This is a genomic window from Streptomyces sp. NPDC026515 (assembly GCF_055567595.1).
The window spans coordinates 41,276-64,281 of record NZ_JBVHQD010000017.1 but is presented as its reverse complement, the minus strand read 5'-3'; the positions used below and the strand labels follow the sequence as shown (position 1 = coordinate 64,281).

General features: G+C 72.2%; 13 protein-coding genes. 4 read left to right on the top strand and 9 right to left on the bottom strand.

Features of this window, described 5'->3' with window-relative positions; translation table 11 throughout:
• Positions 1 to 99: 99 nt before the first annotated feature.
• Positions 100 to 843 (bottom strand): collagen-like domain-containing protein, encoded by a 744-nt coding sequence (locus ACZ4O3_RS31040; RefSeq protein WP_467725382.1) that lies wholly within the window; start codon positions 841 to 843, stop codon positions 100 to 102.
• A 1,618-nt stretch (positions 844 to 2,461) separates the two neighbouring features.
• The gene (rfbA, locus tag ACZ4O3_RS31035; RefSeq protein ID WP_467725381.1) at positions 2,462 to 3,433 is read right to left on the bottom strand and encodes a glucose-1-phosphate thymidylyltransferase RfbA; all 972 of its coding nucleotides are present in this window, start codon (positions 3,431 to 3,433) and stop codon (positions 2,462 to 2,464) included.
• 493 nt (positions 3,434 to 3,926) lie between these two features.
• Between rfbA and ACZ4O3_RS31030 the strand changes: the two genes are divergently transcribed.
• Positions 3,927 to 4,478 (top strand): hypothetical protein, encoded by a 552-nt coding sequence (locus tag ACZ4O3_RS31030; protein WP_467725379.1) that lies wholly within the window; start codon positions 3,927 to 3,929, stop codon positions 4,476 to 4,478.
• Between the two features lie 1,285 nt (positions 4,479 to 5,763).
• Here the strand turns inward: ACZ4O3_RS31030 and ACZ4O3_RS31025 are convergent.
• Complete coding sequence (locus ACZ4O3_RS31025; RefSeq protein WP_467725378.1) at positions 5,764 to 5,970, bottom strand: hypothetical protein; 207 nt, start codon at positions 5,968 to 5,970, stop codon at positions 5,764 to 5,766.
• Positions 5,971 to 6,689: 719 nt separating this feature from the next.
• Between ACZ4O3_RS31025 and ACZ4O3_RS31020 the strand changes: the two genes are divergently transcribed.
• Entirely contained in the window at positions 6,690 to 7,757 is a 1,068-nt protein-coding gene (locus ACZ4O3_RS31020; protein ID WP_467725376.1) for a PucR family transcriptional regulator, read from the top strand.
• On the opposite strand, the gene ACZ4O3_RS31015 is transcribed toward ACZ4O3_RS31020, so the two are convergent.
• The 4 genes from ACZ4O3_RS31015 to ACZ4O3_RS31000 form a co-directional block, all read right to left on the bottom strand.
• On the bottom strand, positions 7,739 to 12,526 hold the full coding sequence (locus tag ACZ4O3_RS31015) for a DNA repair ATPase (RefSeq protein WP_467725374.1): 4,788 nt from the start codon (positions 12,524 to 12,526) through the stop codon (positions 7,739 to 7,741). The genes ACZ4O3_RS31020 and ACZ4O3_RS31015 overlap by 19 nt on opposite strands.
• A gap of 113 nt (positions 12,527 to 12,639) precedes the next feature.
• The gene (locus ACZ4O3_RS31010) at positions 12,640 to 14,667 is read right to left on the bottom strand and encodes a flotillin family protein (protein ID WP_467725372.1); all 2,028 of its coding nucleotides are present in this window, start codon (positions 14,665 to 14,667) and stop codon (positions 12,640 to 12,642) included.
• A 90-nt stretch (positions 14,668 to 14,757) separates the two neighbouring features.
• Positions 14,758 to 15,402 carry a hypothetical protein gene (locus ACZ4O3_RS31005; RefSeq protein WP_467725371.1) on the bottom strand — a complete coding sequence of 215 codons (645 nt, stop codon included), beginning with the start codon at positions 15,400 to 15,402 and terminating at the stop codon, positions 14,758 to 14,760.
• A 177-nt stretch (positions 15,403 to 15,579) separates the two neighbouring features.
• On the bottom strand, positions 15,580 to 16,047 hold the full coding sequence (locus tag ACZ4O3_RS31000; protein ID WP_467725369.1) for a hypothetical protein: 468 nt from the start codon (positions 16,045 to 16,047) through the stop codon (positions 15,580 to 15,582).
• A 427-nt stretch (positions 16,048 to 16,474) separates the two neighbouring features.
• Here ACZ4O3_RS31000 and ACZ4O3_RS30995 point away from each other — a divergent pair, with 427 nt between their 5' ends.
• Both ACZ4O3_RS30995 and ACZ4O3_RS30990 read left to right on the top strand, forming a co-directional pair.
• Positions 16,475 to 17,155 carry a hypothetical protein gene (locus tag ACZ4O3_RS30995; RefSeq protein WP_467725368.1) on the top strand — a complete coding sequence of 227 codons (681 nt, stop codon included), beginning with the start codon at positions 16,475 to 16,477 and terminating at the stop codon, positions 17,153 to 17,155.
• Between the two features lie 739 nt (positions 17,156 to 17,894).
• Entirely contained in the window at positions 17,895 to 21,032 is a 3,138-nt protein-coding gene (locus tag ACZ4O3_RS30990; RefSeq protein WP_467725366.1) for an ATP-binding protein, read from the top strand.
• Here ACZ4O3_RS30990 and ACZ4O3_RS30985 read toward each other — a convergent pair.
• Together ACZ4O3_RS30985 and ACZ4O3_RS30980 are read right to left on the bottom strand one after the other, a co-directional pair.
• Complete coding sequence (locus ACZ4O3_RS30985) at positions 21,010 to 21,819, bottom strand: ABC transporter permease (protein WP_362726151.1); 810 nt, start codon at positions 21,817 to 21,819, stop codon at positions 21,010 to 21,012. The genes ACZ4O3_RS30990 and ACZ4O3_RS30985 overlap by 23 nt on opposite strands.
• A complete protein-coding gene (locus tag ACZ4O3_RS30980; protein WP_467725364.1) occupies positions 21,816 to 22,802 on the bottom strand; it encodes an ATP-binding cassette domain-containing protein in 987 nt (328 codons plus the stop codon). The genes ACZ4O3_RS30985 and ACZ4O3_RS30980 overlap by 4 nt, the downstream gene beginning before the upstream one ends.
• Positions 22,803 to 23,006 lie beyond the last annotated feature (204 nt).

The following is a 23,006-nucleotide window of genomic DNA, read 5'->3' as shown; positions in this document are numbered from 1 at the left end:
AACGCGCCGGCGCCCCGAGGCCGAAGCCTTGGGGCACCGAAGCTCGTCCGAACCGGGGTGGGCGGTGGTACGCGTGTACCACCGCTCACCTTGCGGTGGTCACGGACTGCAGATCACGTACGCCGTGAGCGTCGAGCCGTCGTTGCTGGTGGCCTGCCACCCAATGGCGGGGGAGCCGCCGATCGGGGCACTCTGGCTCGCGGCGGAGGTGGCCGTGGCGTCCTGATATCCACCGCCGAGAGCCGACTGGCCGATGGGGCAGGTGGCGGTCGACTGTGCTCCCTGGGCTCCGGTCACGACGGTGGTGCTGACCGCTCCCTGGGAGCCTTGCGTTCCCTGGAAGCCTTGCGTGCCCTGTGCGCCCTGCGAACCGGTGGCGCCGGTGCCACCCTGCGGACCCGTGGGGCCGGTGGCACCCGTGGTGCCGGTGGCACCCTGCGAGCCCTGAGGGCCGGTGGCGCCGGTCAGGCCGGTCGATCCCGTGGCACCCTGCGCGCCGGTGGGTCCAGTCGCACCCGTGGCGCCCGTGGCGCCCGTGGTGCCCTGGAAGCCCTGCGAACCCTGGACACCCGGGTCACCCTGCGAGCCCTGAGGACCAGTGGCCCCGGTCTCACCCTGGAAGCCCTGGAAGCCCTGGAAGCCCTGCGAACCCTGGAAGCCCTGGGAACCCTGGACACCCGTGTCACCCTGCGGGCCCTGAGGACCAATGTCCCCGGTCGCACCCTGGAAGCCCTGGAAGCCCTGGAAGCCCTGCGAACCCTGGACACCCGTGGCACCCTGCGAGCCCTGAGGGCCAGTCGCCCCGGTCAGACCGGTCGACCCCGTGGCACCCTGCGGGCCCATGGGACCAGTCGCACCCGTGGCACCGGTGGCTCCCGTGTCACCCTGCGAGCCCTGAGGACCGGTGGCCCCGGTCAGACCGGTCGACCCCGTGGCACCCTGCGAGCCCTGAGGGCCGGTGGCCCCGGTCAGACCGGTCGACCCCGTGACACCCTGCGGGCCCATGGGACCGGTCGCACCCGTGGCACCGGTGGCTCCCGTGTCACCCTGCGAGCCCTGAGGCCCAGTGGCCCCGTTGTTGCCCTGGAAGCCCTGCGGACCCTGGACACCCGGGTCACCCTGCGAGCCCTGAGGGCCAGTGTCCCCGGTGTTGCCCTGGAAGCCCTGGAAGCCCTGGGAACCCTGAGAACCAGTAGCCCCGGTGTCGCCCTGGAAGCCCTGCGAACCCTGAGAGCCCTGCGAGCCCTGAGAACCAGTAGCCCCGGTGTCGCCCTGCGAGCCCTGCGAGCCCTGAGAACCAGTAGCCCCGGTGTCGCCCTGCGAACCCTGCGAACCCTGCGAGCCCTGAGAACCAGTGGCCCCGTTGTTGCCCTGGAAGCCCTGCGAGCCCTGCGGACCAGTGGCCCCGGTGCTGCCCTGGACACCCTGCGAGCCCTGGACACCTTGTGGGCCCTGCGGGCCCTGCGGGCCTCTGTCGCCACGTTGCCCTTGCGGCCCACGGTCATGATCCTGGGAGCTCTGGCCCGACTTCAGCTGCCCCTTGCCCTGGTCGGCGCTCACGGCACCGTTCGGGCCGGGCAGCCCGGCACTGCTGCTCGTGCCGGACCGATGGATCGCATCGGTGATGGCCGCGGCGCTCGGAGCGATATTGAGCACGACGGCAAGCGCGCCCACCGAAACCAGGGTTGCGGATTTCACGCGCGAACTTCGCATTGTTCTGCGGCTCACTGAGAACCTTCCTCGCGAAACTTGGGAAATGGCCACGCCGTATACGCGTGCATCGAGCGCGCTCACCAAACGGCGGCCATCGACAGCGCCATTGTTCACTTCGGGCGATGAAGTAAACAGGAATGAGACCCCGACATAGCCCAACATCACCCGGGTGGCCGCAACGAGTCGAATTAGTTCAAGGCGTCAGAAATTCCGACTCGATGCGCCCCGTTGCCCGCGGGACTTCCGCGATACGCCCTGCCGACCTCGGACGAAGTCGGCACGCCGCGGTGTCGTCGGGCCAGGCACTGCCGGCGACAGGACGAGTGGACCGACCCCGAACTCCCGCTGCGGCACGTACCCTTCCAAACCCTGAGCGGCGACGGCGGAACTGACCTCCAGCGCCATGAAGACGTGGCCCCGGCCGTTCCGGGAGGCACCCGTAGCGGTACGTGCAGCCGTCCAGCCGGACCGCTCCTATTTCCCGGAGCGGGGAAACCAATACGGATGTCCACCACGACCTCCAGGACGGCGCCGCCGACGCATGTCGCATCCTTGGCCCGTCCCAGCGGAACAACGCGTAGCGAATATCGCGGCGATAACCGCAGACGGTGGACACCGCAGGCGTGTCGACCCAGGTCCCTTCGATCCCCACCGGTCACGCGAAACAACGTCCTGCCGTTCCCAGCGCACTCACCATCCGCGCCTTCGGGACATCAGCCGCGCGACTTCGGTAAGGAGAGGGACGCCGTCACACGGAACTCACGGACCGGTGCGCGGCATTTGGAACGGTGCGCACCGTTGTCCCGCCGCGCGGTCCGGTGTCCCCACTGCCTCGTGGGGGTGCCACCAGGTACCGGGACTCCTCCAGCAGACCGAGCAGGTAATCGCCGTATCCGCTCGCGAGCAGCGGCTGGGCCAGCTCCCGGAGCCGGCCGTCGTCGATCAGTCCGGCCCGCCAGGCCGCCTCCTCGACACAGCCGACCTTGAAGCCCTGGCGCTGCTCGATCACCCGGACGAACTCCGACGCCTCGACCATGGAGGAGAAGGTGCCCGTGTCCAGCCAGGCGGTGCCCCGGTCGAGCCGGGTCACGCTCAGTTCCCCGGACTCCAGATAGACACGGTTGAGGTCGGTGATCTCCAACTCGCCCCTGGCGCTGGGCCTGAGGCCGTGCGCGAATTCCACACCTCGGCTGTCGTAGAAATACAGGCCGGGCACGGCGTACCGCGACTTCGGCCGGGCCGGCTTCTCCTCGAGGGACAGTACCCGTCCCTCCTCGTCGAACTCCACGACACCGTAGGCCGAGGGGTTGGCGACCTGGTAGGCGAACACTCTTCCGCCTTTCAGGTCGCCGTAGCAGGACAGCTGTGTGCCCAGTCCGGTGCCGTGGAAGATGTTGTCGCCCAGGATCAGCGCAACCGGCTCGCCGCCGATGAAGTCAGCCCCGAGGACGAGGGCATGGGCGATTCCCTTCGGGCGCTCCTGTGCCACGTATTCCAGCCGCAGGCCCAGCTGGCCGCCGTCGCCGAGCAACCGGCGGAACTGATCCTGATCTTGCGGGGTGGTGACGATCAGGATCTCCCGAATGCCGGCCATCAGCAGTGTGGAGAGCGGGTAGTAGACCATCGGTTTGTCGAAGACCGGCAGGAGTTGTTTGGACACCGAGCGGGTCAACGGCCACAGTCTCGAGCCGGTGCCTCCGGCCAGCAGAATTCCGCGCACGGCATCACCATAGGCGAACTGCCCGCAGATGCACCTTTTCTGCCACGCGTGGCGTACCGGCCGATGCCTTCGGCATCACGAGCGGGGCCCTTTCGCGGCTGCTGTCACGGCGGCCGGCCGAGGCGAAGATCCTCAAAACCGAAGGTCTCCGCCCACCCGGACGCGGCGAACGCTGCGGCACCGCCACCGAGGAAGGACACCCCCCGTCCAGGAACCGAGGGGCGTCGGCCACCCAGAACACGCCCAGCATCAGACCGCGGACCCACTCGGCCCGGACGAATGATGGCCCTCACCCGGCGCGACTGCGGCACTCGCTTGATCCACCCAGGCAGCCCCGTGCTCTCAACAGGTGATGATTCCGATATATGACTTATCGCAAGACTGTACTGGTAATGATCGGCTATGTCCGAGTGTGCAACCTCTGCTCGGCAGAGCTCCCCCAGGCGAACCGCCGGGTCGGCGTCGCACACCCTCAGAGAATGGAGACACGCGAATGAAGTACGGTTCGAGAGCCCTGTTCGCAGTGACCGGAGTGGTCGCCGCCGGGGCACTCTTCGCCTCGCCCGCGGTCGCCCAGAACGCCACTCACGTGGCGGCTGGAGCCAAGTACTCCACTCCCGGAGTCTCGTCCGGGAAGTCGGCGAACCAGAGCGGCCTCAAGAAGGGGCCGGTCGGTACACGCTGCCGCGAGGACGAGCGTGGCTTCGACACCGACATCGTGGCCCTCGGAACCTTCGCGAACACCGAGTTCCGCCTGGTGACGGACGGCAAGGGGAAGGCTTTCCTCAACGACAGCCGAACCCCTGGGGTATGGGCGAACATCGATGCCGTCGCCAACGCCCCGAAGTGCGTGATCGACGCCTCCGTGTCCGCCACCGACAGCAGTGCGCCCAACCCCAACAAGCTCTTCCTCAACGTGGAAACCGACAAGGGGGCGATCTACGAGGCTGTATGCAACATCACCGCGACTCCGTTCAGCGCGTCGAACCTGGGGGCCAGCTGCGGCGCAGGCTTCACTGAACTTCCGGGGACCCCGCTGCCATAACACACTCGTGCCGACCCCGGTTCTTCCGCCCCGGGGTCGGCACACACGATCTACACGATCTTGGACACGGCGTTCGTGACGCTGTCCCGTCACAGGAAGTCGAGGCCGTTGCGGCAACGCGCCACGTACCACTTGTTCAGCCATGGCAAGGAACGCCACTTCGTTCCACGCCGAGGAAATCCTGACGGCACCGGAGTGACATAGGTGCACCGAACGTCGCCAGGGGGCGGAGCATGCCTGCAGTCGACCCTTCTGCGGGCGCCGCCCGAATTCCAACCGCCCTCTGACGGCACCATGGCAGCTCAATGGCCGTCATCCGCGAAGTGATCAAGACTGCAGAACGGCGTCTACGCGCCACGCCCCGAGATCTGACCGAAGCGGCTCACCAGCCGCTCGTACCGACGGAAAGATCCCCCTACAGAAATCTTTTCCGGAAACCTGATATGACTTTTCACTTCACTCTATTTCATTCTCCCTGCCATATGGCTTTCAGACAGGCCGGCCGCCGGATCTTCAGCGGTATGCGACACCAGAGAGCGCAGCCAATGAGGTTCTTCAACTGCACAGGCAGGCGCCACGAAGTGTGTACCATGGCGTGTCGTGAGGATTGCCCTAGAGTCACCCCGCACGCACGCGGTGGCCATGTCGTACCTGCAGTATGTCCTTGAGGGGGACCGGGTCGAGAGAAGGAGGCTGGAGAAGGAATATCCGAATCTCTCCGCCGGCATTGCCGCGCTAGGACTGAAAGCGGTGGACGAGGTCGCGCTTCCCGCCGCTCGGCAAACCGCAGACGTCCGCAAAGAGAAAAGTATCCTGAATTCGCGTCAGATTCTCACCACGCGGAAGCGCGTACCCCCTCGGATGTTTACTCGGTTGCAGACTCGAATGCTGGCCCTCCTGGTGCTGCGCCTTATCAGTTCGAAACACACTGCCATTGGTTCCTCTCGTAGAGAAGAACGACTATTCGACAGAACCCAGCGCGCTCAGAGGCTTCGAGACCTGGCCGGAAAGTGATACCAGCCCTCCCCGTGACCTGTGGTGGCGCCGAAGACGATCCAGCGCCACCACAAACCTCAGGATCGCCGTGGCACCAGCAGCCGCCGCCCTGCGGCCTTGCCGGTGCGGGACACGCCACCTCTGGATCCATCATCTTGGGCTCGGACAGGTTGTGGGATGACCTGTCCCAGGCGGGCCCGGCTTCGAAACGGTCGCGGGCCATGGACCCGGGGGTGGACCGGGTGTCGTCACTCCACCTCGCCGGGTTGCCCGCCCGCGTGATGACCGGTCAGGTGATCGCGGGGTTGGTCCCGTCAGGCAGCTCGCAGGCCTCGCCTGCGTAGGGGCGCGAGACGATGTGTCCGCCGGCGGCCGTGCAGTCGTTCCGGGAGATGTGGGGAGACGAGGCGGACGCGGCGCCGACAGCGCCTACGGCGCTCGCGCCGGCGAGGGTCGCCGCGGCCAATGCGAGGCCCAGGATCCTTCGTACGCGCATGACGTCCTCCTCCTCCTCTCAGGCGCCTGCGTCCGGCCTTCGCTAAGGAGCGGGTCTGACGACGACGGCGCCCTGCTCATCCAGCATGGGCGCTGCGCCTGAGGCACGCGAGGCGAGGCGCAGGGCTCCCGAGCGGCATGCGGCCGTGCCACCAACGCCTCTAACGCGGTTCGTGGGCCGCCGCCCGGCAGGCACCGGTCGCGGCGCCGCCCGCCACTCCGGCCCCGGTCAGCCCGGTGACGCAACCCCGCAGGTCTCCGGCCACACCACGGCCAGAGGCCGCCGTGACCGAGTCGGAAGCCGGCACCGGCCAGTTCGGCCATCCGCGTGCAGGTGGGGATGTCCGCCCGGGCCGCGGGAGCGGCGAGGACCGCACCGCCGAGGGTGAGGGTCAGGCCGGTGAGGGCACCGGCGATACGGGTCGACGTGCGCGTGGGACGCACCCGCCTTCCGGGCTGGTCGCGCGGTCCTGGTCGCGGCGGACCGGATCCACGCGGTGAGGCCGCCCGGCGACGCTCGGACCGTCGGGCCGAGGACGCACTCGGGCCTCCACTCGCGGGCCCTCACTCCAGCGTCGCATCCCCTCCCCCGCCCTGCGCACCCGGGACGCTGCGCCGGGTCACCGCGACCGTGCGAAAGACGCTGCCGCGGGTGTCGTGTGTCCGTGGTGCGGCGTACGCTGGCGCGTTGCTGTCGCAGTGTGGGGGAGGAAGCGGGAGTTGGGTACGGGCAGAGCTGTTTCGGGGGTGTCCGCGGCGGCCGAGGACGGTTCGTGGACGCGGCTGCTGGAGGACGTGGCCAGGAGCGGACGGCGGCTGCGACGGGCGGAGTTGGAGGCGCTGCGCGACTACGGCGACCGGGCCGCCGAGGCGGGGCGGGGACTTGCCGAGCTGGTGGACGAGCGGCTTGCCGCCACCGGCAGGGTGTGGGAGGGGCAGCCTGTGGACGCCGCCTCGATGGTGGCGCTGCGGGCCGCGGTGGCCGCGCTCGCCACGGGTCACGGCCGGGCCTACCGGGAGCGGCTGCGCCGGGAGGAGGCCGGGCGGCGGGAGTTCGTCGCGGACCTGCTGAGCAGCCGTAGTGATCTGGGGCGGCTCGCCGAACATGCCGAGCGGTTCGGGCTGAACCTGGCCTGTGCGCATGTCGTCGCGGTCGCCGAGGGCGACGGTTACGACCTGGAGGATCCCCAGGTCCGGGCGCTGGAGCGGCAGTTGCTCGGCCGCTTCGGCGAGGAGGAGGTCCTGCTCGCCGTGAAGCACGGACGGCTGGTGTGCATCGTGCCCTCCGGCCCGGGTGAGGAGGCGGCGGTCAGGGCGTTCGCGGAGCTGACGCAGGGGCGGCGGGTCGTGGTGGGCCGTCCGCACAGCGGGCCCGGCGGTGTCGTGCACTCCTACGAGGAGGCGCGGAACGCACTGGAGCAGGCGGCCCAGCTGGGGCTGGACGGGAAGCTGCTGAACGCGGCCGATCTGCTGGTCCTGCCGGTGCTGTTGCGGGACCGGGAGGCCTTGGAGGAGCTGGTGCACGGGGTCCTGGGTCCGTTGCGCAAGGCGCGTGGCGGGGCTCAGCTGCTGCTGGAGACCCTGACCGCCTACGCGGAGTCGCGCTACGTCGCGGCGGAGGCGGCGCGGCGGCTCGGGCTGAGTGTGCGCGCGCTCGCGTACCGCATCGCGCACATCGTCCGGCTCACCGGCCTCGATCCGGATGACGCGCTGCAGCGCTACACCCTGGAGACGGCGGTGTTCGGTGCGCGGCTGCTGGGATGGCCGGATCAGTCGGCGGACGGGTAGGCGGCGCACAACGCACGCCACCGGGATTCCTGTTCGGGTGTGGCCCGGCCGCGGAGCCGGGCGAGGGCGAGCAGGTTCGCCTCGGCGGCGCTGCCGAGGGTCCGCGCCTCGGCGAGGTAGTGGTCGTCGAGCAGGGCCTCCACCTCGCTGTCGCTCTGGACGGGGTCGATCCGGGCGGCGAGCTGGGCCATGGTGCGGTAGGAGCCCTGGAGCAGGAACGGCGGTCCGAGGCGGTCGGTGTCCTGCTGGGCGGCGGAGGCGATGTAGGCGCTGTTGACGGCCAGCACGGTCCGCTGGACGCGGCGCAGCCGGGTGAGCGTGGCCAGCACCCGGTCCAGGTCCGGCACCGGGTGGGAGAGCTGGTCGGCCTGTGCGCCCGGTTCGCCGTCGGCCAGGGCGACCAGCAGGCCCAGGTCGGCCGGTCCGGTGCCGGCGAGGAAGGCCAGCACCGGGTTGGCGGCGAGGGCGTTCTCCAGGAAGGAGAGGGCGAACAGGTCGCGGTGGCCGGAGAGCACCTCGCCGAGGTTCCAGACGTCGGCGCGGTTGGCGAGCATGTCGGGGATCCGGAAGCGCCGCCCGTTCGCGGTGTAGGGGTTTCCCGCGAGGCAGACGGCGAAACGGCGGCCACGCAGGTCGAAGCTGCGGGCGACGCCCTCGCTGACGGCCTCGACCCGGCGTTGCGCGTCGCACAGCGGGATGAACTTCTCGAGCAGTTCGGCGGAGACGTGCTGGATGTCGTCCAGGTGGAGCAGGACGTTGCTGCCCGCTTCCAGGGCGAACACGATCTTCTCGACCTCGCGGCGGGCCGCCGCGTCGGGGGCGTGGCCGGGATCGAGTGAGGTGGTGCCGGTACCGAGGGCCGGGCCGTCGACGCGGACCATGAGGAGGCCCAGGCGGTCGGCGACGTACTCCAGCAGGGTGGTCTTGCCGTAGCCGGGCGGGGACAGGAGCAGCAGCAGCCCGCTGCGGTCGGCGGGGCCGGCGGTGTCGGCCGTGCCGAGCTGCTTGGCGAGGTTGTCGCCGACGAGGGGGAGACAGACCTGGTCGATGAGCTGGTTGCGGACGAAGCCGGCGAGCGGGCGGGGGCGGTGGTCGTCCAGGCGCAACCGGGCCCGCTCGGCGGCCAGCACGTCCGCGCGCCGGCGTTGGAAGGCGCGGAAGGCCGGGGCCCGCTCCTCGCGGAACGCCCGTGCCCGGTAGGGGAGTTCGTCGATGCGTACGGTCAGCCGTCCGTCGCGGACGCGGGGGTGGGTGCCGAGGAGTCCGTCGACCGTCTCGCCGACGGGGGCGGTGATCTCGTAACGCGGCAGATCGGGTGCGCACAGGTGCGCCACGGCCTCCGGCACGCCCTCGCCGTCGGCGCCCGCCACGTGAACGGCCGCGTACGACTCGAGCCAGGCGGAGGCGAGTTGGTGCCGTGCGAGCAGGTCGGTGCCGAGCGCGTCCAGGTCCGTGGCGAGGACGGGGGCGGCGTCGGTGTGGCGGAAGCCGTCCAGCAGGGTGCGTGCGGCGATGCCGGTGGCGAATCCCCCGTGCGGGTCGGCGAGTTCCTCCTGGAGGTAGTCGCCCGCCCGTGTCACCGGCGGCAGTCCGGCGGCGGCGGTGAACTCGGACACCGCGTCGGTGAGTTCGGCCGCCAGCTCGTGGGAGGCGGTCGCCGCGGCGCCCGCTCCGAAGTGGCTTCGTGCCAGCGCCAGGGACCGGGCGCGGCGCCGCCAGGCGGCCCGCTGGGCGTCGGATGCGCCATGGGCCCAGAACAGCTGGGCGGTGGCGCGCACCCCGGCGGGGTGCCGCAGCAGGCCGGCACCGGCCCGCAGCCGCAGCAGCGCGCCGAGGACGGCGGCGGCGTCGTGGTCGTGGACGCCGCGCTCGTACCCCTCGTCGTAGCCCCGTTCGGCCGCGCGGCGGACCTGGTCGAGCAGCGCTTCACCCGGTGTGCCGCCGGCCGTGGACGGTGGTGTGGCCGTGGACAGCAGTGCGGCGGCCAGGTACTCGGCGCGGTAGAGCGTCGGTGACTCGCTCACCAGGGGCTGTGTCCAGAACTCACGGCCGGCCAGCAGCTCGGGGACGCCCGCGGGCCGGCGGTAGCCGGTCCCGGTGACGACGAAGGCCAGGCCGTCGCCGTCCGGCTGGAGGGTGAGTTCCACCGGCTCGCGCCGGACGGCGAAGCGGTGCCGGCCCAGGCGGACGGTGGCGCCGCCGTCCTCGGACAGGTCGGCCCGGTCGCGCAGCTCACGCAGCGCGGTGCGGACGGCGCCGAGCAGGCCGTCCTCCAGTTCCTGGGCGCGTACCCGGTCGTCGAGGCCGCGCAGTTCCCCGGCGGCGGCGCGGACGCGCAGCGCCATCGGGTCGGTGGCCTGGGCGGCGTGGATGTCGGCCGCGGATCCGAGCCCGGCCAGTCTGCGGCTCAGCGTCCGCAGGGCGCGCCGGGCGGAGGCGGCGGCCCGGTCGGCGCGGGCGGCGGCCTCGTCCAGCAGGGTCTGGCGGCGGACGGCGAACGCCTGCCGGATCTCCTCCCGGCGCAGGGCCAGGTCGGCGGCGAGGTCCTCGGCCTCGGCGAAGCGGGCCTCCAGCGCGTCCACCCGCAGCAGCAGGCGGGCGAGTTGGTCGTCGCAGACGGCCGGGGTGTCGGCGGCGGACAGGGCGGCGGTGGTCGCCTGGGCGAGGAGCGCCGACTCCGCGGCGTGCGCGGAGCGGTGCTCGGCGTCGAGCAGGGCGCGGCGGCGGGTGGTCAGCACCGCCCGGGCGCGGTTGACCGCTGCCAGCACCTCGCCGATGGCCAGCAGTACGGCCGTTCCCGCGCTCGGGTCGGCATCGGCCGCGCCGGTGACCAGGTCCGTGACGGTGGCCAGGGCGTCCGCCTGTTCGGTGAGGCGGTCGGCGAGCCGCGCCGCTTCGGCGGCGGTGGCGATCGAGGCGGCTTGTCCGGCCGCGAGCCGCGCCGCGGCGAGGGGCGCGGTGAAGGCGTCGGGGCCGGCGAAGAAGGCGAAGGCACGCTCGGTCGCCGCCGCGAGCTCGGCGGCCAGCTCGCCCTCGACCCGGTCCAGTGCGGCCAGGTCGAGCTGTGGCAGGTCGCGCAGGATCCGGGTACGGCCCTGGGCCCGGCGCAGTTCGGCGAGGAGTGCGGTCCAGGTGTCCGCGTCGGTGGGCGGTTCGCCGTGGGAGCGGCGGACCAGCGCGGCGGCCTCGGCGTGCGCCTGGTCCAGGGCCTGTGCGGCGCGCTGGGCGAGCCGGCGGATCCTGGCCTGCTCGGCGGCCAGTTGCGCGGCGGCGTCCCGCAGTTCGGCCAGGGGTGCGAGCAGGCCGGTGTCGGCCAGCCAGTAGTGGCGGTCCGTCGCCTTGGCGCAGGAGTCGAGGATCAGCTCCGGGGTCGCCGCCGTCCGGTTCTCCTGTGCGGCGGCGGTCGCGCCACGGACCACGTCGAGGCAGTCGGCGATGCCCGCGACCAGGTCGGCGTTGCCGATCCGTGCCAGCGGGCCGTCCCCGACCTGCTGGGCGGCGGCGTGGTCGGCGGACTGGAAGGGGGTCTGCCACAGCTGGAGTTCGTGCGTGCGCACCGGCTCGTGGTCCGGTTTCAGGAGGATGAGGGTGCCGTCCGGCAGCAGGGTGTAGGCGGCGCCGTGCAGGGCGCTCGCGGCCTCGCGGCGGACGGTGTTCCACGGCAGCAGCAGGACCTGGGCGCGGCCCGGCCGGCGCAGGACGTAGAGCAGGTCCTCCCCGTTGGGCGAGGGAAGCACCGTGTCGAAGCGCAGCTCGTCCGCGGCGGCCCCGTCGGCCGCCGCACCGGCGCCCGTACCCGTGCCCGCACCGGCGGCACCGCCCGCGCCGCCGTCGATGCGGAAGGCCCGGTGACTGCCGTCCGCCAGTTCGTAGCCGCCGGGGAAGATCAGGCCCTGTTCGGCGGGCAGCAGCCTGGCGCCGCGGCCGAGGGAGTCCTGGCGGCGCACCGAACCGGTACGGGTGTTGACGACCAGGTAGCGGTCCGCCGGTTCGTTGTAGGGGCGGATCCGCAGGAGCAGCAGGGGGCCGGTCGCCGCGTAGGAGACCGTGGCGTCGGCCAGACTCTGCAGCGGCTCGTCGACCGCTTCCCGGAACAGCAGCCGGTCGCCGGGGTGCGCCCGGACCGTGAGGCTGCCGCCGGTGGTGGCGACCGAGACCGCGCTCTCGCCGCTCTCGCCGCCTTCGATCAGGATCCTTCCGTCCGCGTGGTGCTCACGTCCGGTCGTCGTCCACGGCAGCTCGGAGGCGGGCGGCTGCGGCAGGTCGCGTTCACCGTGGTTGCCCAGGTACTCGACCCGGTCCGCCCCCAACCGCCAGCTCAGGACCCGCAGATCGCCCTCGTTGCCGCCGGTGCGGAACACGGCGAGCAGCCGCCCCGACGCCGTACGCCGCAGATCGGTCAGGCGGGCGTCGCGGTAGTAGCGCAGCAGTTCGGCCAGGTCACGGTGGAACCGTTCGTCGTCGAGCAGGCCGGGCACCTTCTCGGCCCCGAGGGCCGAACCGTCCACGGCGTGCAGCGACAGCAGCCCCGCGTCGAGGTCGGGCGCCGAGGTCCCGAGGAGGAGGACGTCGGGCCCTACGGCGACCACGCCACGGGCGGTGGCCTCGCCGGCGGTGCGGGGGCGGGCCGAGCCCGCCAGTTGCAGCGGGCGGGAGCCGAAGGCGTCCTGCCGGCGGGCGTTCAGCTCGGCGGCCCGTCGGCCGAGTTCCGCGGCGCGGTCGGCGAGCCTCGCCCGCAGGATCTGGTAGGTGCCGTCCTCGACGCCCATGACTGCTTCCCGTTCCCTCTCGCCCGAGCGTTGAAAGTGCCGCGTTGCGCCGTCGGTCGTCTGCGGCGCCGTCCTGGCTGGTCGCGCAGTTCCCCGCGCCCCTTCGGGGGGCGTTACTTCGCCGTGCCGTTGGCGAGTCGTACCGGGTCGGCCGGAGTGGTGTCGGTGTCCGTCTGGCCGCCCAGCAGCTTCATCAGCAGGGCCAGGTTCCACGGGCCCCCGGCCGCCAGCGAGCGCAGCACCTCCGTGGCGTCGCCGCTGAAGCTCTTCTCGCCGTTCAGCCAGTCCGCCCCGAGGGCCTGCACCGTCTGGGAGCCCTGCACCGCGCCGTCGATCGCCCTGCCGAAGGACACCGCGCCGACCAGCCGCTCCAGGAAGACGCTGTCGCCGCCGACGATGTCGATGTCCGCGCTCTCGAGCCCGGCGGCCAGCACCGCCGCCTGGGCCTCGGCCACCTTGCTCTGGACCTCCAGCGCGGCCATCCGGACCTCCTTGTCCGCGGCCAGACGGAGCCGGAACTCCTCGTGGGCCCGGGACACGTCGTCCAGCGCGGCCATCGCCGCCGCCTTCTCCTTGAGACCGGCGGCCTCGCCGAGGAGCCGCTCCCGGATACCCGCCGCCTCCGCGTTCGCCTTGCTCTGCGCGACCGCGGCCTCGGCGCGCCCGACCTTCTCGATGGCGTCCGCCTTCTCCTTCAGGCCCGCGGCCTCACCCTCCAGCCGGGCCCGCACGCCGGCCGCCTCCGCCATGGCCTGCCGCTCCGCGACCTCGGCCTGGGCCAGGCCGGCCGCCCCGGCCAGGGCGCGTTCGCCCTCCGCCCGGCGCACGTCGGCGGCGGCCTCCAGCTCCGCGCGCTTCTGCCCTGCCTCGGCCAGCACCAGCTGCTCCTTGGCCCGCAGGTGCGCGGCCTGCTCGGCCGCCTCGGCCGCCTTGATGTCCTTGACCAGCTGCTCCTGCGCCTCCGCCTCGGCGGCGATGATCACGGTCTGCCGGGTGCGTTCGGCCTCCTGGACGACCCTGACCCGCTTGATCTCCTCTTCCTGCTCCGCGACCGTGCGGTCCACCGCGACGCGCTCGCGCACCACATCGGCCACGCTCCGGCGCTCCACCTCGACCTGCTTCTCCTTCTCCGCCCTGGCGAGCTCCACCTCCCGCTCCCGGTTGACGACCTCCAGCAGGCGGTCCTTCTCGATGCGCTCGCTCTCCACCGCGAGAACGCGCTCGCGGTTCTTCTCGGCGACCGCGATCTCGCGCACCTGGTTCTCCCGCTGGACGCCGAGCAGTTCCTCGGTCCGCAGCAGCGCGCTGTGCGCCTTGAGCCGCTCCTCCTCCTGGACCTGCGCGGTGGCCGCCTCCTCCTGGGCACGCAGGGTCTCGATCCCCTTGCGCTGCCTGATCTCCGCCTCCGCGCGCCGCCGTTCCAGCTCCAGGACGGCCTCGCGGGCGTCCACGTCCTGGCGGGTGATCTCCATCTCCTCGTTGCGCTGGAAGTCGTTGGTGCGGATGTGCTCCAGCGCCGTCAGTTCGGTGATCTTCCGGATGCCCTGGGCGTCCAGGATGTTGGACGCGTCGAGCTGGCCCAGCGGGGTCTGTTCGAGGTGGTCGATCGCGGCGTCCTCGAGGTGGTAGCCGTTCAGGTCGGTGCCGATGGCCGCGACGATGCGGTCCCTGAACTCCTCGCGCTTGGTGTAGAGGTCGGCGAAGTCGAGCTGCTTGCCCACCGTCCGCAGCGCCTCGGCGAACTTCGCGCTGAACAGGTTCTGCAGCGTCTCCTGATGGCTCGCGCGCTCCGTGCCGATCGCCTGGGCCACCTTGACGACGTCCTCCACCGTCTTGTTGACCCGGACGAAGAACGTGATCTGGATGTCGGCGCGGATGTTGTCCTTGCAGATCATGCCCTCCCGCCCGGTGCGGGAGATCTCGATGGTCTTCACCGAGATGTCCATGACCTCCGCCCGGTGCATCATCGGCAGCACCAGGGCACCGGTGAAGGTGACGTCGACGCTCTTGGGCCGGGAGACGATCAGCGCCTCGCCCTGGACGACCTTGCGGAACAGCCGGCCGAAGAGCAGCAGGGTGCCCAGACCGATGAGCAGCAGGACGGCGACGAGTACGCCGATTCCGATGGTGACGACAGACATGGCTGTTCCCTTGGACGACCTTGCCGCGGATGGATGAGTGAACGACGGACGTGCGCGACGCCCGGACGGACGACCGGAGATGAGGTGGCGTCAGCCGGTGGCCGGCACGGCGGGCATGACCCAGAAGTACTCGCCCGCGTCGTCGTAGTCGTAGATGAGTGCCGACGCCCCGGCGCGGAGCAGGCCGCCCGGCCCGGCCGCGTCGTCGAGGCTCTGCCGGACCTGTACGACGGCGCAGGAGCCGTCGGCCGCACGGACCTCGGCCTGTCCGAAGTCGGGGCCGACCCGGCCGGTGCGGATCACGCAACCGAGGCCGACGAAGTCGCGGCGCGACGGCGGAGGGGCGGGGGCGGGCATCAGCCGCCGCAGCGGCCAGGCCAGCACCCTCGCTCCCGCCCAGCCGCCGGCCAGGGCGGCCGGCAGCAGGACTCCCCCGTGTCCGCTGCCGAGTACGACCCGGCCGCTGAGCGCGCTGAACCAGGCGAAGGCGACCACCAGCGACACCGCCACGGTGATCGGCACCCCGCCCAGGCCCAGCACCTTCTGCAGTCCCCCGTGGCCGTGGCGTCCCCCGCCGTGGCCGTGGCCGTGCCCGTGGCCGCGGTGTCCTCCGCGCGCCCCGTGGAAGTGGGCGCCCCCCAGGAGCACCAGCAGCCAGTAGACCGCCACCACGACGAGCGCGAAGGTGAAGACCACGGTCGGAAACGCCGTGACCGCCCCCAGGAAGTCCCCCACTGCACTCGCCGCCTCTGCAGATCCCCCGACGGCCACGCTTCGTGTGCCGCACGGGCAAGGGTGACACCGCGTTAACGGCCGCACAGTGCATGATCCCGGAAGTCTTGACGGCCCCTTCACATCCCGGTTCAGCTCACAATTGTCGATACCGGAGGCGTCGGTCCGAAGGGCTGCGGATCACGGTGCTCCCGGCCGGGGCTCCTCGCCGTCGTAGGCGGCCAGTGCGGTCTGGCGGCACTCCAGCAGGGTGCCGAGGATCTCGGGGGTCAGCTGCTCCCGCGCCAGTGCCACCGTGGCCCTGCCCTCGACGGAGGCCCAGGCGTGCCGGGCGCGCTTGTTGGCGCGGCGCCGGGTGTCGCTGCGCATGAAGCCCGCGCCCGCCGCGAACCCGGCGGAGGCCAGAGCGGCGATGGCGGCGGGAACCCGCGCGTCCGGCGAGGCCAGTCCCGCCGTGCCGGCCGTGCCGGCGAGCAGGGCCGCGGGGAAACCGAGGGCGATGTCCATCTTGGTCCAGAACTCCGCGCGGCGGTGGGCGAGCGTCCTCTGGTGCGTCGCCTCGTCTCTCAGCCGCTCGATCTCGGCACGCAGGCGGCGCTCGGGCTCGTCCGGACTCAGGTGGGTGGTTCCGTCAGCGGGAGTGGCCATGGAGAAATTCCAACATGGGTGCGCCAAAAGGTACTTGGAGAATCCGTACAGGCTTCGGACCCGGCGGACGTGAGCTTCCCACCAGTCACCGCCACTCGGCCCCGACCGAACCACGGGGGCCGCCGGGCCGGTTGACTTCCCGATCGCTAGCATCGCGGCAGTCTCCAAGGGGGAAGCATGGGCTACTCGGGCGATTTCGTGCTGGCGCGGAGCGGTTCTTCGTTGGCGGAGCTGCCGGTGTTCGACGACCCGGGGTGGTGTGCCGATGAGCATGCCGATCGGTTCCACCCGTGCCGGTCACGCCTCGGGGGCTGGCAGACGCTGCAGGCCGACGACTGGCTTCCGGAGAACGACGACGACCGGTGGCTGTACCGCCTGGTCACGGCAACCGGCTCACCCGTCATGATCGCAAGCGTCGTCGACAGCGATGTCTGCTACGTCCGCGGTCTCACTCCGTCCGGGGCCGGCCTGGTCGGCCTTCCTCGATCCGGTGACGGCCGCGGAGTACGAGGTGTCGGTGCCGCCGTCTTCGCAGGACGAGGCGCCTCCGGGGGAGACCGACGGCGACAGGAGGGTCCGCCGGATGCTCGCGGAGGTGCCCGGGACGGTGGAGCGGATAGCGGACTGGGCGGCCGAGGCCGGGTTCACCGCGGATCGTGAAGCGCTTCGTGCCGTCCTGACCAAGAGGGCGGACCCGCTCGTGGAAGACCTCTTCATGGAACTGGTCGACGCCTGCGGACTGCCGCCGGCCGAGCCCGCCCGGGACGATCCCGCAGCCGTGGACCCAGCTGCCCACCCGGGCCACCGCCCCGAGCACGGCTGCCCGCGCGGCGCCCGGCTGGAGGCGGCGGTGCTGAATCTCCCCCGGGACGGTCACCTCGTGCTCCGGTGCGCCACGGAGGCGCACTGCTACGCCCAGGTGTGGCTCCGCCCTGACGGCACCTACCAGCTCGAACACCGTGATCGCAGTCCCGCCGAGCACTATCGGACACGGACCGTCTCCGCGGACAAGGTCATCGCGGCCCTGGCGGCCTGGGCGGCGGGCGAGACCGCCTGGCGGGACGCCTTCCAGTGGACCCCGATCGGCTCCTGGTTCAGCAAGTCCTAGCTAGGGCGTGTTGCGAAAGTCCCCTCGTTCGCCCGGAGGGCGGGCCGTGCGGCGTCAGGTGCGTGCTCCCGTCGTGCCGGGCGGAAGTCCTCGTACGGGATGTACTCGGGCTTTCGACCGGTGCGGCGAGAATGCGTGCACGGCGTCGCACCGCAGACGGGACTTTCGCAACACGCCCTGGACGTCGTCCGGCCGTCCGCGGCAAGGGCGGCGCGACCTGCGCCGGGTGATCACGCGGAACTCCCGGCCGGGGGGGTCCAGCCCGGCGTCCGCGGTGCGCTTGTCACGGTCTGCGCGCCGGCGCCGCCGACACCCACGAGGCCGGCACCGCTCATGAACGCGACCGCAACGGCAATCCTGCGGAAACCCTTCATTTCCGCCCTTCGGGACAAGTGGAGCGCACTATCGGAAAACCCGATCGCCCGAGGCGCGCTCCGGGGATGTCATCCGGTGTGCCTGGCAGGATTTCTGAGGGCCCAGTCGGCTGATGCGGGTCGTCGGCACGGCCATGGCCGCGGCGGGTTGCGCCGCGCGACTCCGGTCTCTCGTAGGGGTTTTCGCCCGACCGGGCTCTGAGCGCCGCGCGGGTGCCGCGGCCCGGGGCGGCTCGCTGCTCGACGCCCTCGGCGCCGCCGGGCTGACCGTCGTACCGGCGCGTCGACCGGCGGTCGCGTCCGGGCGGCCCGGACCACTCCGTCGTCTCCGTACGGCGGTGCCGGGGGGTGGCTACTCTGCACGGGTGACCACCGAGCTGATCCTGCTGCCCCGTGTCTCCTGCCGCGGACGGGAGATCACCGCACCCCGGCTGCGCGGGCTGCTGGCCCTGCTCGCGACGGATCTGCGCGGGGGGTGCAGCACCGGCCGGCTGGTGGAGGGGCTGTGGACGGAGGAGCTGCCGGAGCGGCCCGGCAAGGCCGTGCAGATCCTGGTGTCGCGGCTCAGGTCGCAGCTGGGCGGCGAACTGGTCGTGAGCACACCGACGGGATACCGGCTGGCGCTGGACGAGACGCAGGTCGACAGTTCCGCGCTGCTGGTGTGCGAGGCCGCGAGTGCCGAGCGCGCCCGGGCCGGGGACCACGAAGGCGCCCTGGCGCAGGCCGAGGCCGGGCTGGCGCTCTGGGACGGGAGCGTGGGCGCCGGTGCGGGTGAGGACCTGCACGATCCGCTGGTGGCGCTGCGCGCCGGGCGGGTCGGGGCGTATCGCGCGCTGGTCCGGGGCCGGGCGCTCGCGCTGGCCCGGCTGGGGCGGCGCGCCGAGGCCGTGGCGCCGCTCACCGCGCTGGCCCGGGAGCTGCCGCGGGACGAGCAGGTGCTGGCGGAGCTGCTGCGGTGCGAGGCCGAGACGGCCGGGCGGGCCGCGGCGCTGACCCGGTACGACGCCTACCGCCGCGGGCTGCGGGACGAGCTGGGGACCGATCCGGGGCCCGGGCTCGGGTCCGTGTACCAGGAGCTGGTGCGGGCGGACGTGCCGAGGGTCCGGCACGGGGTGCCGCACGAACCGAATCCCCTGCTGGGGCGGGACGCGGACGTCACCGCCGTGGGCGGGCTGCTGCGGACGTCCCGGGTGGTCAGCGTCGTCGGTCCCGGCGGTCTCGGCAAGACCCGGCTCTCCCACGCGGTGAGCCGTGCGGCCGGGCAGCCCGTGGTGTACTTCGTCACCCTCGCCGGTGTCCTCGCCGACGACGACGTGGCCGACGAGGTGGCCTCGGCCGTCGGCGCCGGGGAGGGCGGCCGGTTCGGCGGCGCGGACGCGGTCAGCGGCATCGTGGCCGCGCTGGGCAGCGGACCCGCGCTGCTGGTGCTGGACAACTGCGAGCAGGTGATCGCCGGTGCCGCCGGTCTCGTCCAGGCGCTGGTCTCGCGCTCCAGGGAGTTGCGGGTGCTGGTCACCAGCCGGGCTCCGCTGGGGCTGACCTCGGAGTCCGTGTACGCCCTGCCGGAGCTCTCGCCGACGACGTCGGCCGAGCTCTTCGGGCAGCGGGCGCGCGCCGCCCGGCCGGGTGTGGAACTGCCCGCCGACCGGGTCGCCGAGATCTGCCTGCACCTGGACGGACTGCCGCTGGCCGTGGAGCTGGCCGCGGCACGGGTGCGGGTGCTGTCCGTGGCCGACATCGCGCGCCGCCTGCAGGACCGTTTCACGCTGCTGCGCGGCGGTGCCCGCGATGCGCCCGAGCGCCATCGCACGCTGCACGCCGTGGTCGAGTGGAGCTGGAACCTCCTGGAGCCCGACGGCCGGGCCGCGCTGCGCGCCCTGTCGGTGTTCCCCGGCGGCTTCACCGAGGAGGCGGCCGGGTACCTGCTCGGGGAAGGCGGGGACGTGCTGGCCCTGCTGGAGCAACTCGCCGGTCAGTCCCTGCTCAAGGTGGGCGACAGCCCTTCGGGGGTGCGGTTCCACATGCTGGAGACGCTCCGGGAGTTCGGTGCCGTCCGGCGTGCCGAGGCCGGCGAGGAGGAGGCGGTGGCCGGCCGGTTCCTGCTCTGGGCCCGGGACTTCGGGCGGGCCCACCACGACCTGCTGTTCAGCCACCGGCCGGGGGCCGCCTGGAGCCGTATCCGCACCGAGCAGGACAACCTCCTCCTGGCCCTGCGGCACGCGCTGGCCCGCGCCGACGGACCCACCACCGCGGCCGTCACCGCCGTCCTGTCCTCCCTGTGGTCCACCGGTTCCCACTACGGCCGGCTGGCCTCGCTGGCCACCGACACCGCGGGCCCCCTCTCCCGCTTCCGGCCCGAGGACCCCGCGGACGTGGAACCGGCCCGCAGCGCGGCGGCGGTGTGCGCGGCGAGCCTCTTCATGGGCCACGGTCCCCGCGCCGTACGCCAGTTGGTGACCCTGCGACGGCTGCCGCCCGCCCGGCCGGACACCGTGCTGCGGGCCCTGGCAGTCGTCCTGTGCGCCGTACCGGAGATGAGGCCGCCGCAGTTCGCGCGGCTGAACGAGTTGTGCGAGGCCGACGAGCCGATGCTGGCGGGCATCGCCTCGGCCGTCGCCAGTTACGTCTGGGCGGCCGGGCACGACACGGAGCGGGCCCTGGAGAGCGCCCGCCGGATGCTCGACGCGCTCGCCCCGCTGAACAACCCGGCCATGCACCTGCTCAGCCACGGCCGGGTCAGCGAGCTGTGCCTGCAGTCCGAACGGGGCGCGGAGGCGTACGACCATCTGTGTGCCGCGCTGACCGCGCTCGACGCGTTCGGCGACGGGGCGGACACCCTCGGCGTCCGCTGGGGGCTGGTGCTGGCCTGTCTGCACAGGGGCGAGATCGACGAGGCCGAGTACTGGCTGGGCCTCGCCGTCGCGGACCAGCCGCTGGAGTCGGACCAGATATTCAGCCCCGAGCTGCCGGCCAGGGCGGAGATCGCGCTGGCCCGGGGGCTGACCGAGGTCGGGCTCGGGCTGTGGCGCCGGGCCGCGGAGCGGGTACGGGAGGCGGGCGCCCTGTTCGCCGACGATCCCTTCGTGGACTCGTGGGTCCTGCAGTTGCAGTCGGCGGCGGTGGCCGCGCACGCGCAGCACGGCCGGCCGGATCCGGTCGCCGCGCTCACGGCGGAGTTGGAGGGGTACCTGCTGCGGCTGCTGGCCGGCGGCCCGGCCGACGGGTCCCCGGTGGAACTGCCGGTGCACGGCACGCTGGTGCTGGCGCTGGGGCACGCCCGGCTGGCCCTGGGCGATCCGGCGGCCGTACGACTGCTGGCGCTGTCCGAACGGATGCCGGTGGTGAGGGAGTTCCCCGCGCTGTCCACGGCCCGCTCCCGGGCGGCGGCCGAGCACGCGGACCGGGCCGCGTACGCCGGCGCGAGGTCGGAGTACGCGGCCCTGGGGCGGGATCAGCTGCGGGTCGCGGCGCTGCACGAGCTCACTGCCGGGGCTCGCGGGTGAACCGCGCCCTGGACCACAGGTAGCCCAGCACCACCAGCCCCAGGCCCCAGGCCACGGCCAGCACGGCGTTCTTCGTGCCGATCTCGCTGCCCAGCAGCAGACCGCGCAGGGTCTCGATGAAGGGCGAGAAGGGCTGGTACTCGGCGAACCAGCGGAACCAGCCCGGCATGGCGTCCACCGGCACGAACGCGCTGGACAGGAACGGCAGCATGACCAGCGGCGTCCCGATGTTGCTGGCCCCCTCGGGGTTGGGGCTGATCAGGCCGATGCCGACCGCGAGCCAGGTCAGCGCGAGACTGACCAGGGCCATCAGCCCGACCGCCGCGATCCACTCGACCGGCGTCGCGTCGGGCCGGAAGCCGATGGCCAGTCCGATGCCCAGGACCACCACCAGCGCCGCCATCGTCTGGATCACGCTGCCGATCACATGGCCGACGAGTACGGAGGCGCGGGAGATCGCCATGGTGCGGAACCGGGCCATGATGCCCTCGGTCATGTCGGTGCACACGGACACCGCGGTGCCCAGGGAGGTCATCGCCACGGTCAGGAAGAGGATGCCGGGGACGAGGTAGGCGACGTAGTCGGACCGGTCGGCGTGGCCGCCGGTGATGCCGGCGCTCATCACGTTGCCGAAGACGTAGACGAAGAGGAGCAGCAGGATGACCGGGGTGAGCAGGAGGTTCAGGGTGAGGGAGGGGTAGCGGCGGGCGTGCAGGAGGTTGCGCCGCAGCATGGTGAGGTTGTCGCGGAACGGGTTGGCCCGCAGGGGCTGGGGTGCGGTGCTCATCGGACGGTCTCCTTGTCGGTGGTGGCGGTCTCCTGGCCGGTGACGGCCACGGGGTTGCCCGTCAGGGCGAAGAACACGTCGTCCAGGTCGGGCGTGTGCACGGAGAGTTCGTCGGCCTCGATGTCCGCCGCGTCGAGCCAGTCGAGGATGGCGCGCAGTTCGCGCTGGGTGCCCCCGCTGGGGACCTGCAGGGCGAGCGCCTCGTCGTCGCGGGTGGTCTCGCGCAGTGCGGTGGCCGCCTGCTCGTAGGCCCCCGGGTCGGAGAACCGCAGGCGCACGTGACCGCCGGGGACGAGCCGCTTGAGTTCCTCCGCGCTGCCCTCGGCGACGAGCCTGCCGCCGTTGAGCACCGCGATGCGGTCGGCGAGTTGGTCGGCCTCCTCCAGGTACTGGGTGGTGAGGAAGACGGTGGTGCCGCCGGAGACCAGCTCGCGGATGATCTGCCACATGGTGTGGCGGGAACGCGGGTCCAGGCCGGTGGTCGGCTCGTCGAGGAAGATGATCCGCGGGCTGCCGACCAGGGTCATGGCGATGTCGAGGCGGCGCTTCATGCCTCCGGAGTAGGCGGACGCGGGCTTCCGCGCGGCCTCGGTGAGGTCGAAGCGCGCCAGCAGTTCGGCGGTGACCCGGCGCCCCTCGCTCCGGGAGAGATGGTGCAGGTCGGCCATGAGGAGCATGTTCTCCTCACCGGTGATCAGGCCGTCCACGGCGGAGAACTGTCCGGTGACCCCGATGGCGGCCCGTACCGACTGGGCCTGCGCGCCGATGTCGTGGCCGCCGATCCGGGCCTGGCCGCCGTCGGCGGAGATCAGGGTGGACAGGATGTTGACCACCGTGGTCTTGCCGGCGCCGTTCGGCCCGAGGAGGGAGAAGATCGTGCCGGCCGGTACCCGGAGGTCGATGCCGTCGAGGACGGTCCTGTCCCCGTAGGCCTTGCGCAACCCGGTCGCCGCGATGGCGAGTTCGTCGTCTTTCGTCGTCATGCCGCAGAGCTTGCGGCCGCGGCGGTTCAGCGCGGCTTCAGCCGGGTTTCAGCGCTGGGCGGGCGGTTTCAGCGCGGTGCGGGAGGTTCCGGCGGACCGTCCGAGGGAGGCGGACCGCGTGGTCCCATACCTTTCCCATAGGAATGGTGTCCAAGGTCCGCCGCATGGATTCCACCGGCCCGATCTCGGGTCCGTCGTCTCCAG

Excerpts from the sequence above, each read along its gene's own strand:
- ACZ4O3_RS31000 (WP_467725369.1), bottom strand. The coding sequence starts at position 16,047 with ATGGCCACTCCCGCTGACGGAACCACCCACCTGAGTCCGGACGAGCCC.
- ACZ4O3_RS30985 (WP_362726151.1), bottom strand. The coding sequence starts at position 21,819 with ATGAGCACCGCACCCCAGCCCCTGCGGGCCAACCCGTTCCGCGACAAC.
- ACZ4O3_RS31025 (WP_467725378.1), bottom strand. The coding sequence starts at position 5,970 with ATGCGCGTACGAAGGATCCTGGGCCTCGCATTGGCCGCGGCGACCCTC.
- ACZ4O3_RS30995 (WP_467725368.1), top strand. The coding sequence starts at position 16,475 with ATGTCTGCTACGTCCGCGGTCTCACTCCGTCCGGGGCCGGCCTGGTCG.
- ACZ4O3_RS31040 (WP_467725382.1), bottom strand. The coding sequence starts at position 843 with ATGGGCCCGCAGGGTGCCACGGGGTCGACCGGTCTGACCGGGGCGACT.
- ACZ4O3_RS31010 (WP_467725372.1), bottom strand. The coding sequence starts at position 14,667 with ATGTCTGTCGTCACCATCGGAATCGGCGTACTCGTCGCCGTCCTGCTG.
- ACZ4O3_RS31030 (WP_467725379.1), top strand. The coding sequence starts at position 3,927 with ATGAAGTACGGTTCGAGAGCCCTGTTCGCAGTGACCGGAGTGGTCGCC.
- ACZ4O3_RS30980 (WP_467725364.1), bottom strand. The coding sequence starts at position 22,802 with ATGACGACGAAAGACGACGAACTCGCCATCGCGGCGACCGGGTTGCGC.
- ACZ4O3_RS31015 (WP_467725374.1), bottom strand. The coding sequence starts at position 12,526 with ATGGGCGTCGAGGACGGCACCTACCAGATCCTGCGGGCGAGGCTCGCC.